Genomic DNA, 14,682 nt, shown 5'->3' on the forward strand with positions numbered 1-14,682 from the left:
CATGCCGTCCACGCCTGCACCGCATCCCGCGCACCGGAGCGCCGCCCCGCAGCCCGCCGCGTCCCCGCCGAAGATCCTCGTCGTCGACGACGAACCGGAAGTGCGGGCCGCCGTCGAGGACGGCCTGAGCGTGGAGGGGTACGCGGTGCGCGGCGCCGCCGACGGGCTGGCCGCGCTCTCCGAGGTCGCCTCCTGGCAGCCGGACGCGATCGTCCTGGACGTGATGATGCCGGTGCTGGACGGCCTGGCGGTGTGCCGCCGGCTGCGCGCGCTGGACGACCGTACGCCGATCCTGGTGCTGACCGCGCTGGACTCGGTCAGCGAGCGGGTGGACGGGCTGGACGCGGGCGCCGACGACTACCTGGTCAAGCCGTTCGCGCTGGACGAGCTGGTCGCGCGCGTCCGGGCGCTGCTGCGCCGCGCTTCGGCCGGCGCCGCCGACGACACCTCGCTGTCCTTCGCCGACCTGGTCGTCGACCCGGTGACCCGCTCCGGCCACCGGGGCGGCCGGCCGCTGGAGTTCAGCCGTACGGAATGGGCGCTGCTGGAACTGCTCCTGCTGCACCCGGGCCAGGTGATGCCGCGCGAGGTGATCCTGGAGCGGGTGTGGGGCCGCGACTTCGGCCCGGACTCCAACTCCCTCGCCGTATACGTCGGTTACCTGCGCCGCAAGCTGGAGGCGGGCGGCGAATCGCGGCTGGTGCACACCGTGCACGGCGTCGGCTACCGCCTGGACCAGCCGGACCACCCGGACCGCGAGCCCAAGTCCGGCCGGAACGGCAGGCCGGACCGGGGCGGCAGAACGGGCCGGGCATGAGCGGCCGGCGCGGTCTGGGCGCGCGCTGGCGGCGGCGCCGCCCGCTGCGGACGCGGCTGGCCATCGCCGCGTCCGCCGCCGTGGCGCTGGTCGCGATCGGCATCAGTGCGGCCGCGTTCTTCATCATCCACCACCAGATGACCCGCCAGCTGGACCTGAACCTGGCACAGACGGCGTCGCAGTACACCGAGAAGTACCGCACGTGGGGGCCGACGGCGGGTGACACGAGCTGCCGTTTCCAGGCCGTGCCCTGTGTCCAGTCGGTCCCCGCCGACCGGGCCAGGGACCCGCGCGACGCCTACGCGCTGCCGGTCACCGACGCCACCCGCGCGGTCGCCGCCGGCCGGCACGCGCCGTACTACAGCAAGCTGACCGTGGCCGGCCAACCGGTGCGGATGTACACCACCAGGCTGCGCGGCAAGGACGAGGCGCTCCAGGTGGCACTGCGGTCGGACACCGTGCAGCGCGGGGTGCGGAAGGCCGCACTGGCGCTGGCTGCGGTCGGCGGCGCCGGTGTCCTGCTGGCGGCCGGGCTCGGCTACTGGGTCTCGCGCACCGGCCTGGCCCCGGTCGCCCGGCTCACCGCCACCGCCGAACGCATCGCCGCCACCCGCGACGCCCGGCACCGCATCGAGCTGCCCGCCGGGCCGCCCGGCCGCGAGGACGAGGTCACCCGGCTGGCCGCCAGCTTCAACACCATGCTCGGCGAGCTGGAGCAGTCGGTGGCGGCGCAGCGGCGGCTGGTCGCGGACGCCTCCCACGAGCTCCGGACGCCGCTGACGGCGCTGCGCACCAACGCCGAACTCCTCGCCCGCTCCGGCCGGCTGACCGACGCCCAGCGCGAGCGCGCCTCGGGCGCCCTGGCCCGGCAGCTGCGCGAGGTCACCACGCTCGTCAACGACCTGATCGAGCTGGCCCGGGACGAGGAGCCGCAGCCGCTGGTGGAGCAGGTGCGCCCGGCGGCGCTGCTGGAGCACGCGGTGGAGGCGGCCCGCGGGCACTGGCCGGAGATCACGTTCACGGCCCGGATCGACGCGGCGGCGGCCGGGGCGGCCGTCCCCGGCGTACCGGCGCGGCTGTCCCGGCTGCTGACCAACCTCCTGGACAACGCGGCCAAGTTCTCGCCGCCCGGCGGCCCGGTCGAGACGGAGCTGACCGCCACCGCGGACGGCCTGGAGCTGACCGTCCGCGACCACGGCCCCGGCATCGCGCCCGACGACCTGCCACACGTCTTCGACCGCTTCTACCGCGCGGAGGCGGCCCGCGCGCTGCCCGGCTCGGGCCTCGGACTGGCCATGGCCCGCCAGATCGCCCGCGCGCACCACGCCGAACTGACGGCCGCGCAGGCGCCGGGCGGCGGGGCGCTCTTCCGTCTCCGGTTCCCGGCGGGGTAGACAGGCTTCTCCGATGGGGCAGACAGACTTTTCCAGCGGGTCAGCCGGCTCCTCCGGCGGGGCGGTCCGGAGACGGCGTACTACGCTGGGCCGGAATCGCGGCGGGGGGCCGGATACAGGGCGGAAGCCGGACGGCAGGTGCCAGGCGGAGCGGGAGGGTGGGCGGTGAGCGGACGCGCGCGTCGGGCGCTGCCGGGCTTCCTGCCCCGCGCGCTGGCCGGGCTGTGGGCCGTCCTGCTGGTGCTGGCGGGTACGTCCGGAACGGCGGGCGCCATTTCCGGACCGCTGGGGCCCGGGCCGCTGGGAGCGGCTGCATCAGGCCCCACCGGCAGCGCTTCCCAGCCCTCGTCCGCCGCCGCACCCCAGGTGCTCACCGCACACACCGCGCCCGCCCCGCCACGGGCCGACGTCCGCACCGCCCCCGACCGCCCGGTGGCCCGCCAGACCGCCACCGCCCAGGCGCAGGCGGTCCTCCCGCACCCGCGCTTCCCCGGTCTGCCGGGCGCGCTGCCGTCCGCGGCACCGGCCCCGCACCACTCCCCCTTCGGGTACGGCGAGACCGTCGGCCCCCGCCAGGAACGGGCGCCGCCCTGGACCCGGTACTCCCCGCGCAGCCCGCGCGCCCCGCCCTTCGTACGGAGCAGCTGACGCCCCAGGCGTACGGCCGCCCGCAGCACCGGCATGCCCGGCGACGCCCCGCGCGCCGCCGCTGACCGGCGCGCGCCCCGGCCGGCGCTCCGCCTCCGTATCCCTGAAGGGGAGACCCATGCCGTCCCGCGCTCCGTCGCGGCGTCCGTGGCGTGCGCTGCTCGCGCTCGCCGTCGTCGCCGTGTCGCTGTTCCTCGCCCTGACCACCCCCGCCCGCCTCGGACTCGACCTCCGCGGCGGCACCCAGATCGTCCTGGAGACCAAGGACGCGCCCACCGCCCGCGCCGACTCCGCCGCCACCGACCGCGCCCTGGAGGTGCTGCGGCAGCGGATCGACGCGCTCGGCGTCGCGGAACCCTCGCTGTCCCGCTCCGGTGAGCGGCGCATCGTCGCCGAGTTGCCCGGGGTCCGGGACCCCAAGGAGGCCGTCGAGGTCATCGGCCGTACCGCGCAGCTCACGTTCCATCCCGTACTCGGGACCACGCAGGACCCGAAGGGCACGCCGGAGGCGAAGCCCAAGGGCGACCGCACCCGCACCCTGCCCGACCCCGACTCGCCCGGCCAGGCCCTGCGGCTCGGTGCCCCTGCCCTGACCGGCGAGGGCGTCAAGGACGCGGAGGCCGTCTTCGACCCGCAGGGCGGGCGCGGCTGGACCGTCGACCTGGCCTTCCGCGGCGCCGCCGCCGACGCCTGGGCGCGGATCACCGGGGAGGCGGCGTGCGCGGCCCCCGGCGATCCGGCGCGGCGGGTGGCGATCGTCCTGGACGGCCGGATCATCTCCGCCCCCGGCATGCAGCAGAGCGTGCCCTGCAAGACCGGCATTGCGGGCGGGAACGCCCAGATCACCGGCGGGTTCGGCGACGCGGAGGCCCGCGACCTGGCGGCGCTCGTCAAGGGCGGCGCCCTGCCGGTGCCCGTCGAGATCGTCGAACAGCGCACGGTCGGCCCGACGCTGGGCGCCGACGCGATCCGGGCCAGCGCCACCGCGGCCGTCATCGGCCTGCTGTGCACCGGCGCGTTCGTCATCGTCGTCTACCGGCTGCTGGGCGCGCTGGCCACGGTCGCGCTCGCCGCGTACGGGCTGATCTCGTACGCCGTGCTCGTCGCCCTGGGCGCCACCCTCACCCTCCCCGGCCTCGCCGGTTTCGTGCTGGCGATCGGCATGGCGGTGGACGCCAACGTGCTGGTGTTCGAACGGGCCCGGGAGGAGTACGCGCGCCGCGCGGCCCGCTCCGGCGGCGATCTGCGGCGCCCGCTGCGCGAGGGCTTCGGCAAGGCGTGGAGCGCGATCCTCGACTCGAACGTGACCACGCTGCTCGCCGCCGGCCTGCTGTTCTTCTTCGCCACCGGCCCGGTCAAGGGCTTCGGCGTGACGCTGTCCATCGGCGTGCTGGCCTCGATGGTCTCCGCCCTGGTGATCACCCGGGTGCTGGCGGGCTGGGCGGTGCGCCGGGGCGCCGTACGGCGGCGTCCGGCGATCACCGGCATGGCCACGGAAGGCCGGGTACGGCGGTGGCTGGCCCGCCGCGAGCCGCGGCTGATGCGGCACCGGCGCACCTGGCTGGGCCTCGGCGCCGGTCTGCTGCTGCTCGCCGTCGCCGGGATCGGCGTCCGCGGCCTGGAGTTCGGCGTGGAGTTCACCGGCGGCCGGCTGGTCGAGTACAGCACCAGCCGTACGGTGGACGCCGAGACGGCGCGCGCCGCGGTCGCCGACGCGGGCTTCCCGCGCGCGGTCGTGCAGGAGTCCGGTAACGGCGGCATCACCGTACGGACCGAGCGGCTGACCAACGCCGAACAGGACCGCATCCGGACGTCCCTCCAGAAGCCCGGCGGCACGGTCGAGGTCGAGCGGGACGAGCAGATCGGGCCCAGCATGGGCAGCGAACTGCGCGGCAAGGCGCTGATCGCGCTCGGTATCGCGGTCGCCGCCCAGCTGGTCTACCTGAGCATCCGGTTCCGCTGGACGTTCGCCACGGCGGCGGTGCTCGCCATGGCGCAGGACGTGGTGCTGGTGGTGGGCCTGTTCGCCTGGCTGGGCAAGCCGGTGGACAGTGTCTTCCTCGCGGCGCTGCTGACCGTCGTCGGCTACTCCGTCAACGACACGGTCGTGCTCTTCGACCGCGTACGGGAACTGCGGCGCGGCGCCCGGGGCGACCGGGCGGCGCGCGGTGCGGAAGGGCTCGCCCGGCTGGCCGACCGGGCGATCGTGCAGACCGTGCCGCGCACGGTGAACACCGGCATGGGCGCGCTGTTCGTCCTCGCCGCCCTCGCCGTACTGGGCGGCGACTCGCTGGCCGACTTCTCCGTGGCGCTGCTCGCGGGCGTGCTCTTCGGCATCGCGTCCACCGTCTTCACCGCCACCCCGGCCGCCGTCGTGCTGGAGAGCCGTCACCCGGCCCAGGAGGCGCCGGCCGCCCGGCCGCGCGACAAGGCCGGGGCCGGAACCGGCGCGGTGGTCTGACCCGCACACGAGGACCTGACACGACACCGGGGGCGGGGCCGCGTGGCCCCGCCCCCGGTACGTGCCGCCGTCAGAACCCGGCCGGCTCCGTGTACACGCCCCACTCGTCGCGCAGCGCGTCGCAGATCTCGCCGAGCGTCGCCTCGGCCCGTACGGCCTCCAGCATCGGCTCGATCATGTTGCCGCCGCTGCGCGCGGCGTCCAGCATGGCCGCCAGCGAGGAGCGCACCCGCGCGTCGTCCCGGGCCGCCTTGCGGTCGGCCAGGACCCGGACCTGCTCGCGCTCGACCTCGTGGCTGACGCGCAGGATCTCCAGGTCGCCGGTGACCGAGCCGTGGTGGCAGTTGACGCCGACGACCTTCTTCTCGCCCTTCTCCAGCGCCTGCTGGTACCGGAAGGCGGACTCGGCGATCTCACCGGTGAACCAGCCGTCCTCGATGCCGCGCAGGATGCCGGAGGTGATGGGGCCGATGATTGGGGCCTCCCCTGGTCGAGCGGAGCCGAGAGCTTGGGGAAGCTGCCCGTCGGGCACGGCCCGGGTGCCGCGCTCTCTGATCTGCTCGAAGATCTTCTCGGCGTCGGCCTCGATCCGGTCGGTCAGCGACTCGACGAACCACGAGCCGCCCAGCGGGTCGGCGACGTTGGCGACGCCGGTCTCCTCCATCAGCACCTGCTGCGTGCGCAGCGCGATCTCCGCGGCCTGCTCGCTGGGCAGCGCCAGGGTCTCGTCCAGCGCGTTGGTGTGCAGGGAGTTCGTCCCGCCGAGGACCGCGGCGAGCGCCTCCACGGCCGTCCGCACCACGTTGTTGTACGGCTGCTGGGCGGTCAGCGAGACGCCGGCGGTCTGTGTGTGGAAGCGCAGCCACTGGGCTTTCTCGCTGGTCGCGCCGTACACGTCGCGCATCCAGCGGGCCCAGATGCGGCGGGCCGCCCGGAACTTCGCGATCTCCTCGAAGAAGTCCAGGTGGGCGTCGAAGAAGAAGGACAGGCCGGGCGCGAAGGTGTTCACGTCCAGGCCGCGGGAGAGGCCCAGCTCCACGTACCCGAAACCGTCGGCGAGGGTGTACGCCAGCTCCTGCGCGGCCGTCGCGCCCGCCTCGCGGATGTGGTAGCCGGAGACCGAGATCGGCTTGTACGCGGGGATGCCGCGCGCACAGTGCTCCATCAGGTCGCCGATCAGGCGCAGGTGGGGCTCGGGCGGGAAGAGCCACTCCTTCTGCGCGATGTACTCCTTGAAGATGTCGGTCTGGAGCGTGCCGTTCAGGACGGCCGGGTCCACGCCCTGGCGCTCGGCGGCGACCAGGTACATGCAGAAGACCGGGACGGCCGGGCCGGAGATCGTCATCGAGGTCGTCACGTCGCCGAGCGGGATGTCCTTGAACAGGACCTCCATGTCGGCGGCGGAGTCGATGGCGACGCCGCAGTGGCCGACCTCGCCGAGCGAGCGCGGGTCGTCGGAGTCGCGGCCCATCAGGGTCGGCATGTCGAACGCCACCGACAGGCCGCCGCCACCGGCCTTGAGGATCATCTTGTAGCGCTCGTTGGTCTGCTCGGCGTTGCCGAAGCCCGCGAACTGGCGGATGGTCCACGTACGGCCGCGGTAGCCGGTCGGGTACAGCCCGCGGGTGAACGGGTACTCGCCGGGCCAGCCGATGCGCTCGAAGCCGTCGACCGTGTCGCCGGGGCGGGGGCCGTACACCGGTTCGACGGGATCTCCGGAGAGCGTGGTGAAGTCCGCGTCCCGCTTGCGGGCGGAGTCGTACCGGGCCTGCCAGCGGCGGCGGCCCTCTTCGATGGCGTCAGCGTCCATGCCACCAAATTTACTTGGACGTCCTACTAATTGTCGATGGCAGACGGCCGGCAGTCACCGGATGACGCCCGGAAGGCGGTGCGGGGGCCGCCGGGCCGGGCCCGGCGGCCGTGCGCCCTCAGACCTTGGCGGGCTGCGGCGTACCGTCCGCGACCAGCGGCTCGATCTCGCGGACGACCTTGCGCTCGACGAAGAAGGCGGCGGTCGGGATGGTGCCGGAGATCAGCACCCACAGCAGCTTGCCGAACTTCCACTTCGCCTTGGAGCCCAGGTCGAAGGCGAAGACCAGGTAGATGATGTACAGCACGCCGTGGATCTGGGAGACCACGAGGGTGAGGTCCTTGCCCGTGCCGAAGCCGTACTTGGCCACCATGCAGGCACACAGGACGAGCAGCATCACGGCGGTGACGTAGGCCATCACCCGGTAGCGGGTCAGCACGCTTCGTTTCATGGTCCGAGCGTAACCGCCCGTTCCGGGGCGATCTTCGCCGCCCCTACCACGGATCAGCCGTCCTTGAAATCCCCGGCCGCCACGCGCAGCGGACGCAGCATCGCGAAGATCTCCGCGCACTCCTCGGCGTCGTAGGCGCCCAGCCCGAAGTCCATCGCCATCAGGTCGCGGGTGGCCGCGTCGCACACCTCGCGCCCCTGCTCCGTGATGGAGGCCAGCGTGCCGCGCCCGTCGTTCGGGTTCGGCCGCTTGTCCACCAACCGGGCCTTGACCAGCCGGTCCACGGTGTTGGTCACCGAGGTCGGGTGCACCATCAGCCGCTCGCCGATCTTCGACATGGGCAGTTCGCCCGCCTTGGAGAAGGTGAGCAGCACCAGCGCCTCGTACCGCGCGAACGTCAGTCCGTACGGCTTGAGCACCGCGTCCACCTCGGACAGCAGGATCTGATGGGCCCGCATGACCGAAGTGATGGCGGCCATGGACGGCACGGCTCCCCATCGTCGCTGCCACAGTTCATCGGCGCGGGCGATGGGGTCGAAGGCAAGACTGAGCGGCTTCGGCACGTCCCCGACACTACCGGTCGGTCATATCGTGGTCAGCCCCGTCTCAGGTTTCGGTACCCGTACGGTTCACTCCGTGGCCGCGCCGGGCGGACCCGGGCGCGCGCCCGGGCCCGGTGGTCAGCCTTCGGAGCCGGCCGCGAGGTGGCGTTCGACGGTCTCGACCTTGGAGGTCAGGCCGTCGGTGACGCCGGGCCGGATGTCGGCCTTCAGGACGAGCGAGACCCGCCCGGCGCGCGCCTCGACGGCGGCCACGGCACGCTTGACGACGTCCATGACCTCGTCCCACTCGCCCTCGACCGAGGTGAACATGGCGTCCGTACGGTTGGGCAGCCCGGACTCGCGGACCACCCGTACGGCGTCGGCGACGTACTCGCCGACGTCCTCGCCGACGCCCAGCGGGCTCACGGAGAAGGCGACGATCATGCGTTGACCACGCCTTCGCGGCGGGCGCGGGCGGCGATCACGCTCGCCTCGGCCTCCCGCTTGAGCTTGCGCTCGGCGAAGAAGCCGCCGGTGGGCAGGACGGAGAGCACAAAGTAGAGCGCGGCGGTCTTGACCTGCCACTTGGTGCGGCTCCAGGCGTCCAGCCAGAACACCACGTACAGGATGAACAGGATGCCGTGCACCATGCCCATCACCATCACGCCGTCGAAGCTGGTGGTCCGCTTGAGGACCGAGCAGACGAGCAGCAGCAGGAAGGAAACCGCCTCGGGGGCGGAGACCAGGCGGAGCCGGCGCAGTGCGGAAGCGGTCTTGATGTCCACGGGAACCTCGTTCGGGTGGCAGAGGGCTGCACGGAGTGCTTGTGCGGCGTTTCACAAAGGCGCCACCATTGTTGCAGGCCCGCAAAGGATCACTGTTCAGGGGTCGGCGCGCCGGATACCTTCGATTCCGTGGCTCAGTTTCGGCTCCAGGGGAGCAAAGTGCTCGCCGTCGACATGACCGGCGATGCCGTCAAGGCGAAGAACGGCTCGATGGTCGCCTACGACGGCCAGATGACGTTCAAGAAGATGACCGGCGGCGGTGACGGGCTGCGCGGCATGGTCACCCGCCGGCTGACCGGCGAACAGATGGAAGTGATGGAGGTGAAGGGGCACGGCACCTGCTACTTCGCCGACCGCGCGAGCGAGATCAACCTCGTGCAGCTGCACGGCGAGAAGCTGTACGTGGAGGCCAGCAACCTGCTGTGCGCGGACGCGGCACTGCGCACCGGCACCACCTTCACCGGGCTGCGCGGCGCCTCCCAGGGCAACGGCCTGTTCACCACCACCATCGAGGGCAGCGGCCAGGCCGCGATCGTCTCCGACGGGCCGGCCGTGGTGCTCCGCGTCACCAAGCAGTACCCGCTCCAGGTCGACCCGGGCGCGTACGTCGCGCACACCGGCGACCTCAAGCAGCACTTCCAGTCCGGGGTGAACTTCCGCACCTTCATGGGCGAGGGCTCCGGCGAGTCCTTCCAGATCCGCTTCGAGGGCGAGGGCCTGGTGTACGTACAGCCCAGCGAGCGCAACACGGTCGGCGGTGAGGTCTGATGCCGTTCACCCTCGTCAACTCCCGCATGGTGCGCGCGCAGATCGGCCCCGGACAGCGGATGTTCAGCCAGCGCGGCGCGATGCTCGCCTATCAGGGCGACGTCAGCTTCACCCCCAACATCCAGGGCGGCCAGGGCGGCATCGGCTCGATGATCGGCCGGCGGATCGCCAACGAGGCGACGCCGCTGATGACCGTCGAAGGCAGTGGCACGGTCCTGTTCGGGCACGGCGGCCACCATGTGCACGTCGTCGACCTGACCGGCGACACGCTCTACGTCGAGGCGGACCGGCTGCTCGCCTTCGACGGGACGCTCCGGCAGGGCACGATGTTCATGGGGTCGCAGGGCGGTGTGATGGGCATGGTGCGCGGCCAGGTCACCGGCCAGGGCCTGTTCACCACGACCCTCAAGGGGCAGGGCGCGGTGGCCGTGATGGCACACGGCGGCGTCATCGAGCTGCCCATCACCCCGCAGCGGCCCGTCCACGTCGACCCGCAGGCGTACGTGGCGCACCGCGGCGAGGTCCGCAACAAGCTCTCCACGGCGCTGGGCTGGCGCGACATGGTCGGCCGCGGCTCGGGAGAGGCGTTCCAGCTGGAGCTGTCCGGCCAGGGCACCGTCTACGTACAGGCGTCGGAGGAGAAACTGTGACCGGTCCCGTCGTTCTCGACCCCCACACGCTCCCCTCGGACGACAACGTCAACGAGTACACCTTCAGCGTCGATCTGAACGGTCAGTGGTTCCTCCAGAAGGGGAAGATGATCGCCTACTACGGGCGGATCGACTTCCAGGGCATCGGGCACGGCGCGCTGGACCGCCTGATCGCCCACAGTTTCCATTCGCCATTGCACGCGGCGGACTGGGTCGTGGCCGAGGGCCAGGGCAAAATGCTCCTCGCCGACCGGGCGTTCGACGTGAATTCCTATGATCTGGAAGACGGCAACCTGACCATTCGCTCGGGCAACTTGCTTGCCTTTCAGCCATCTCTGTCGCTGAAGCAGTCGATCATCCCGGGCTTCCTCACGCTCATCGGCACGGGCAAGTTCGTGGCCGCCTCCAACGGCCCGGTGGTCTTCATGGAACCGCCGATCCGGGTGGACCCGCAGGCCCTGGTGGGCTGGGCCGACTGCCCCTCGCCGTGCCACCACTACGACCACCAGTACCTGCGCGGCTTCCTCGGCGGCGTACGGGCGCACACCGGACTGGGCGGGGTCTCCGGCGAGGAGCACCAGTTCGAGTTCGTCGGGGCCGGCACGGTGCTGCTCCAGTCCACCGAGCAGCTGATGCCCGAGCTGGCCACGGGCGAGGTCGCGCCCGAGGCGGGGGTACCGGGCGGAGGTGAGGCAACTCGCCAAAGTGGCTCACAACTGCCGCAGCTGCCGGGCGGGCTGGGGGGCCTCCAGCGCCGCTTCGGGCTGTGAGCGGTAGTCTGCGGACGGTGACCTCGAACGTCTGAGCAAGCGCCCGACCGAGCGCCTGAGCCATGTCACAGCCATGACTAATTCGATATTCAACTTTCACGGGTAGAATTCATTCATGACGACCGACAGCGACACTCCCTGGCTGACCGACCAGGAGCAGCGTGCCTGGCGCACCCACCTGGACGTCAGCAGACTGCTGATGCACCAGCTGGAGCGCGACCTGCAGCCGTTCGGACTGACCAACAACGACTACGAGATCCTGGTCAACCTCTCCGAGGCCGAGGACCGGCGGCTGCGCATGAGCGACCTGGCCGCCGCCACCCTGCAGTCCAAGAGCCGTCTGTCCCACCAGATCACCCGTATGGAGAACGCCGGCCTGGTGCGCCGCGAGAGCTGCGAGTCCGACCGCCGCGGGCTCTACGCGGTGCTCACGGACGAGGGCTGGGACACCATGCGCCGGGTCGCGCCGCACCACGTCGCGTCCGTGCGGCGGCACTTCATCGACCTGTTCAGCCCCGAGGACCTGGAATCCCTGCGGACGTCCCTGACCCCGGTGGCCGAACACCTGCGGGGACGGCGCGGCAAGGTGTGACGGCGGCGCCGCCGGAGCCGCGCGGCCGGCCGTGACGCCGTCGGGGACCGGCGGTCGCGGCGCCGGACCCGGCCGTCACGCCACCGGCAGCCGCAGCTCGAACACCGAGCCCGTACGGACGGCCAGGGTGCCGCCGTGCCGCTCGGCGACGTCGCGGGCGATGGCGAGGCCGAGTCCGGCCCCGCCGTCATCGCGGCTGCGGGCGTCGTCCAGCCGGACGAACCGCTCGAAGATCCGCTCCCGCTGCTCCGGCGGCACCCCGGGCCCGTCGTCCTCGACCCGCAGCACGGCCCACTCCCCCTCGCGCACCACACTCGCCCGTACGTCCTGACGCGCGTGCCGCTGCGCGTTGTCCAGCAGGTTCCCCAGCACCCGCCCGAGCTGGCTCCGCGAACCGGCGACCTCCACCCCCGCCAGCTCCCCCACCCGCACCGCGATCCGGTCCCCCACCCGCTGCGAGACGTCCTCCCGGACCAGCGCCGCCAGGTCGATCCGCGAGTCCGCCGGCCGCTCCCCCGCGTCCAGCCGCGCCAGCAGCAGGAGGTCCGCCGCCAGGTTCTGCAGCCGTACGGCGTCCGCCACGGCACCCGGCGCGTCCAGCAGTTCCGGATGGGCGACGCCCACCTCCAACTGCGTCCGCAGGCTGGCGATCGGGCTGCGCAGCTCGTGCGAGGCGTCCGCGACGAACCTCCGCTGCCGCTCCACCGACTCCTGGAGCGCGCCCAGCGTCTCGTTGGTCGTGCGGGCCAGCCGGTCGATCTCGTCCCGCGAGCCCGGCTCCGGCACCCGCCGCGACAGGTCCGTGCTCGCCGTGATCGCCGCCATCTCGCGGCGGATGCCCTCCACCGGCCGCAGCGCCCGCCGCGTCACCAGCCAGGTCACCCCGGCCACGACCAGCAGCAGGCAGGGCAGCCCGATGAGCATCGCGGTCCGTACCGAGCCGACCGCCTCCCGCTCGGCCGCCAGCGGCGCCCCGGCCCGTACGACGGCCTTGCCGCCCTGCGTGTCCTTGGCCTCCACCGCGGCGAACCGGTAATCCGCCGTGCGGTGGCCGACCGTCGCCGTACCGCCGCTGTGCCGCGCTTCGTCCTCGACCTCGCCCGGCTTGATCCCGCGGTCGTCGTCATCGTCGTCGGGGTCCGCCGTCGGCCGCCCGGACGGCGGCTGCTGCGCGGTGACGGCCTTGCCGTCCACCGCCCGTACGCCGTCGCCCGCGGCCAGCACCCGCCCGTCGGCGTCCAGCACGACGACGGGGCGTTCGTCGCCGTCGGGCAGGTCCAGCTTCTGGTACGGCTTGCCCGTCGCGATCTGTGTCGCGATCTCCCGTGCGGTGTTCTCCGCCTGGAGATCGGCCTGGCCCACGAGGTTGTTCTTCAGCACCAGCAGCAGCGCCGTGCCCGCGGCGACCAGGGCCAGCGCCACCACCAGCGACGCTCCCACCGCGGCCCGGACCCGGACCTTGCCGAAGACCCTGCGCGCGGCTCCGTGCACGGCCCTACGCACCGGACACCAGCCGGTAACCGGCGCCGCGCACCGTCTGGATCGCCGCGGCGCCCAGCTTGCGGCGCAGCGCGCTCACGTACACCTCGACGATGTTGTTGTCGCCCTCGTACGCGAAGTCCCACACGTGCTCCAGGATCTCCGCCTTGGACACCACCTCGCCCGCGCGCAGCGCCAGTTGCTCCAGCACGGCGAACTCCTTCGCGGTCAGCGTCACCTCCGCGCCGTCGCGCTCCACCCGGTGCGCGCCCTGGTCGATGCGCAGCTCCCCGACGCGCAGTACGGGCAGTGCCGTCCGCCCGCGCCGGCGCAGCAGCGCCTTCACACGGGCCACCAGCACGACGTACGAGAACGGCTTCGTCAGGTAGTCGTCCGCGCCGGTGTCCAGCCCCTCGGCCTCGTCGTACTCGCCGTCCTTGGCCGTCAGCATCAGCACCGGTACGTCGTTGCCCGCCGCGCGCAGCGCGCCGCACACCCGGTAGCCGTTCATGCCCGGCAGCATGATGTCCAGGATCACCAGGTCGTATGTGCCCTCACCCGCCCGGTGCAGGCCCTCCAGGCCGTCGTGCACCACGTCGACCGCGTACCCCTCGGCCCGCAGTCCCCCGGCCAGCGACAGGGCCAGCCGCTTCTCGTCCTCCACGATCAACAGGCGCATGCGCCCACCATGCCATTGCGCGCCTGAAGCCTTCTTCAGGTGGCTTCAGGCCGGCTTCAGCTTGTCCCGGCCATGGTGGGACACGTCATCGAGCACCACCTCACCGACCGGGGAGAAACACCGAGATGAAGCGCAACATCGTCATTGCCACCGTGGCCGCGGCCGCCCTGATCGGCGGCGGCACCGCCACCGCCGTCGCCCTCGGCGGCGACTCGGGCGAGCCGACGGCGTCTCCGTCGGCTTCGGCGCCGCGTTCCAGCGTCAGCGTCCCCGATGACGACGTCAACGAGGACGCGCGGGAGGCCAAGGCGGCGACCGTCTCCGCCCCGCAGGCCGCGGCGGCGGCCCTGAAGGCCACGCCCGGCACCGTCACGAGCATCGACCTCGACGAGGACCGGCCCGGTCTCGTCTGGGAGGTCGATGTCCTCGGCAAGGACGGCAAGTGGCACGAGGTCACGCTCGACGCCGGGAACGGGAAGGTGCTGAACCAGCACGTCGAGCACGAAGGCGGCGACGACCACGGTGCCGCCCGTATCCGCGCCGGGCTCAAGGGCGCCACCGTCGATGCCGCGCAGGCCGCCGAAAAGGCCGCCGCCGCGTACGGCAAGGTCACCTCGGTCGACCTGGACGACGACCACCGCAGCAGCGCTGTCTGGGAGGTCGAGACCGTCACCAAGGACGGCAAGGAGCACAAGCTGGACGTCGATCCGAAGACGGCCAAGGTGACGGTCGCCCCGCAGAACACGGACGACGACGACAACGAGGGGCAGGACGACTGAGGGGCTTGCGACTCGCCTAACGTGCGGCGGGACGGGGGCCTGAGCCGGGGGTGGGGG

16 protein-coding genes are annotated in these 14,682 nt (G+C 72.6%); 9 read left to right on the forward strand and 7 right to left on the reverse strand.

The window, feature by feature from the left end; translation table 11 throughout:
• Window position 1: 1 nt before the first annotated feature.
• The 4 genes from ACH4FX_RS28395 to secD all read left to right on the forward strand — a co-directional run bounded on the left by ACH4FX_RS28395 (window position 2) and on the right by secD (window position 5,320).
• The gene (locus ACH4FX_RS28395) at window positions 2-817 is read left to right on the forward strand and encodes a response regulator transcription factor (protein ID WP_398483633.1); all 816 of its coding nucleotides are present in this window, start codon (window positions 2-4) and stop codon (window positions 815-817) included.
• Complete coding sequence (locus tag ACH4FX_RS28400; protein WP_398483635.1) at window positions 814-2,211, forward strand: ATP-binding protein; 1,398 nt, start codon at window positions 814-816, stop codon at window positions 2,209-2,211. Before ACH4FX_RS28395 ends, ACH4FX_RS28400 begins: the two co-directional genes overlap by 4 nt.
• A 165-nt stretch (window positions 2,212-2,376) precedes the next feature.
• Complete coding sequence (locus ACH4FX_RS28405; RefSeq protein ID WP_398483637.1) at window positions 2,377-2,859, forward strand: hypothetical protein; 483 nt, start codon at window positions 2,377-2,379, stop codon at window positions 2,857-2,859.
• Between the two features lie 118 nt (window positions 2,860-2,977).
• Window positions 2,978-5,320 (forward strand): protein translocase subunit SecD, encoded by a 2,343-nt coding sequence (secD, locus tag ACH4FX_RS28410; protein WP_398483638.1) that lies wholly within the window; start codon window positions 2,978-2,980, stop codon window positions 5,318-5,320.
• A 70-nt stretch (window positions 5,321-5,390) separates the two neighbouring features.
• On the opposite strand, the gene ACH4FX_RS28415 is transcribed toward secD, so the two are convergent.
• From ACH4FX_RS28415 to ACH4FX_RS28435, 5 genes are all read right to left on the reverse strand, one after another.
• Entirely contained in the window at window positions 5,391-7,130 is a 1,740-nt protein-coding gene (locus ACH4FX_RS28415; protein ID WP_398483640.1) for a methylmalonyl-CoA mutase, read from the reverse strand.
• Window positions 7,131-7,248: 118 nt separating this feature from the next.
• A complete protein-coding gene (locus tag ACH4FX_RS28420) occupies window positions 7,249-7,581 on the reverse strand; it encodes a DUF3817 domain-containing protein (RefSeq protein WP_003982600.1) in 333 nt (110 codons plus the stop codon).
• 53 nt (window positions 7,582-7,634) lie between these two features.
• Window positions 7,635-8,144 carry a MarR family winged helix-turn-helix transcriptional regulator gene (locus ACH4FX_RS28425; protein WP_398350628.1) on the reverse strand — a complete coding sequence of 170 codons (510 nt, stop codon included), beginning with the start codon at window positions 8,142-8,144 and terminating at the stop codon, window positions 7,635-7,637.
• Window positions 8,145-8,261: 117 nt separating this feature from the next.
• The gene (locus ACH4FX_RS28430; protein WP_398028878.1) at window positions 8,262-8,567 is read right to left on the reverse strand and encodes an MTH1187 family thiamine-binding protein; all 306 of its coding nucleotides are present in this window, start codon (window positions 8,565-8,567) and stop codon (window positions 8,262-8,264) included.
• Complete coding sequence (locus ACH4FX_RS28435) at window positions 8,564-8,908, reverse strand: DUF3817 domain-containing protein (RefSeq protein ID WP_398483643.1); 345 nt, start codon at window positions 8,906-8,908, stop codon at window positions 8,564-8,566. Before ACH4FX_RS28435 ends, ACH4FX_RS28430 begins: the two co-directional genes overlap by 4 nt.
• 129 nt (window positions 8,909-9,037) lie before the next feature.
• Here ACH4FX_RS28435 and ACH4FX_RS28440 point away from each other — a divergent pair, with 129 nt between their 5' ends.
• From ACH4FX_RS28440 to ACH4FX_RS28455, 4 genes are all read left to right on the forward strand, one after another.
• Window positions 9,038-9,676, forward strand: coding sequence for an AIM24 family protein (locus tag ACH4FX_RS28440; protein WP_398483645.1), 639 nt, complete (start codon window positions 9,038-9,040; stop codon window positions 9,674-9,676).
• Window positions 9,676-10,326, forward strand: a complete 651-nt coding sequence (locus ACH4FX_RS28445) for an AIM24 family protein (protein ID WP_398483647.1) — start codon at window positions 9,676-9,678, stop codon at window positions 10,324-10,326. Before ACH4FX_RS28440 ends, ACH4FX_RS28445 begins: the two co-directional genes overlap by 1 nt.
• Window positions 10,323-11,096, forward strand: coding sequence for an AIM24 family protein (locus ACH4FX_RS28450; RefSeq protein WP_398483649.1), 774 nt, complete (start codon window positions 10,323-10,325; stop codon window positions 11,094-11,096). The genes ACH4FX_RS28445 and ACH4FX_RS28450 overlap by 4 nt, the downstream gene beginning before the upstream one ends.
• A 115-nt stretch (window positions 11,097-11,211) precedes the next feature.
• Window positions 11,212-11,688: a MarR family winged helix-turn-helix transcriptional regulator gene (locus ACH4FX_RS28455; RefSeq protein WP_398483651.1), complete on the forward strand. Its 477-nt coding sequence runs from the start codon at window positions 11,212-11,214 to the stop codon at window positions 11,686-11,688.
• Window positions 11,689-11,763: 75 nt separating this feature from the next.
• On the opposite strand, the gene ACH4FX_RS28460 is transcribed toward ACH4FX_RS28455, so the two are convergent.
• Together ACH4FX_RS28460 and ACH4FX_RS28465 are read right to left on the reverse strand one after the other, a co-directional pair.
• Window positions 11,764-13,179 (reverse strand): ATP-binding protein, encoded by a 1,416-nt coding sequence (locus ACH4FX_RS28460; protein WP_398483652.1) that lies wholly within the window; start codon window positions 13,177-13,179, stop codon window positions 11,764-11,766.
• Window positions 13,180-13,183: 4 nt separating this feature from the next.
• Complete coding sequence (locus tag ACH4FX_RS28465; protein ID WP_398483654.1) at window positions 13,184-13,846, reverse strand: response regulator transcription factor; 663 nt, start codon at window positions 13,844-13,846, stop codon at window positions 13,184-13,186.
• Between the two features lie 125 nt (window positions 13,847-13,971).
• Between ACH4FX_RS28465 and ACH4FX_RS28470 the strand changes: the two genes are divergently transcribed.
• Window positions 13,972-14,625, forward strand: coding sequence for a PepSY domain-containing protein (locus tag ACH4FX_RS28470; RefSeq protein WP_398483656.1), 654 nt, complete (start codon window positions 13,972-13,974; stop codon window positions 14,623-14,625).
• Window positions 14,626-14,682: the final 57 nt, after the last annotated feature.

Source organism: Streptomyces sp. NPDC018019, assembly GCF_044327805.1.
Classification (GTDB): Bacteria; Actinomycetota; Actinomycetes; order Streptomycetales; family Streptomycetaceae; genus Streptomyces.

What these genes read in the sequence shown, in the direction of transcription:
- ACH4FX_RS28395 (WP_398483633.1), top strand. Translation starts at nt 2, where the DNA reads ATGCCGTCCACGCCTGCACCGCATCCCGCGCACCGGAGCGCCGCCCCG.
- ACH4FX_RS28400 (WP_398483635.1), top strand. Translation starts at nt 814, where the DNA reads ATGAGCGGCCGGCGCGGTCTGGGCGCGCGCTGGCGGCGGCGCCGCCCG.
- secD (WP_398483638.1), top strand. Translation starts at nt 2,978, where the DNA reads ATGCCGTCCCGCGCTCCGTCGCGGCGTCCGTGGCGTGCGCTGCTCGCG.
- ACH4FX_RS28415 (WP_398483640.1), bottom strand. Translation starts at nt 7,130, where the DNA reads ATGGACGCTGACGCCATCGAAGAGGGCCGCCGCCGCTGGCAGGCCCGG.
- ACH4FX_RS28420 (WP_003982600.1), bottom strand. Translation starts at nt 7,581, where the DNA reads ATGAAACGAAGCGTGCTGACCCGCTACCGGGTGATGGCCTACGTCACC.
- ACH4FX_RS28430 (WP_398028878.1), bottom strand. Translation starts at nt 8,567, where the DNA reads ATGATCGTCGCCTTCTCCGTGAGCCCGCTGGGCGTCGGCGAGGACGTC.
- ACH4FX_RS28445 (WP_398483647.1), top strand. Translation starts at nt 9,676, where the DNA reads ATGCCGTTCACCCTCGTCAACTCCCGCATGGTGCGCGCGCAGATCGGC.
- ACH4FX_RS28455 (WP_398483651.1), top strand. Translation starts at nt 11,212, where the DNA reads ATGACGACCGACAGCGACACTCCCTGGCTGACCGACCAGGAGCAGCGT.
- ACH4FX_RS28465 (WP_398483654.1), bottom strand. Translation starts at nt 13,846, where the DNA reads ATGCGCCTGTTGATCGTGGAGGACGAGAAGCGGCTGGCCCTGTCGCTG.
- ACH4FX_RS28470 (WP_398483656.1), top strand. Translation starts at nt 13,972, where the DNA reads ATGAAGCGCAACATCGTCATTGCCACCGTGGCCGCGGCCGCCCTGATC.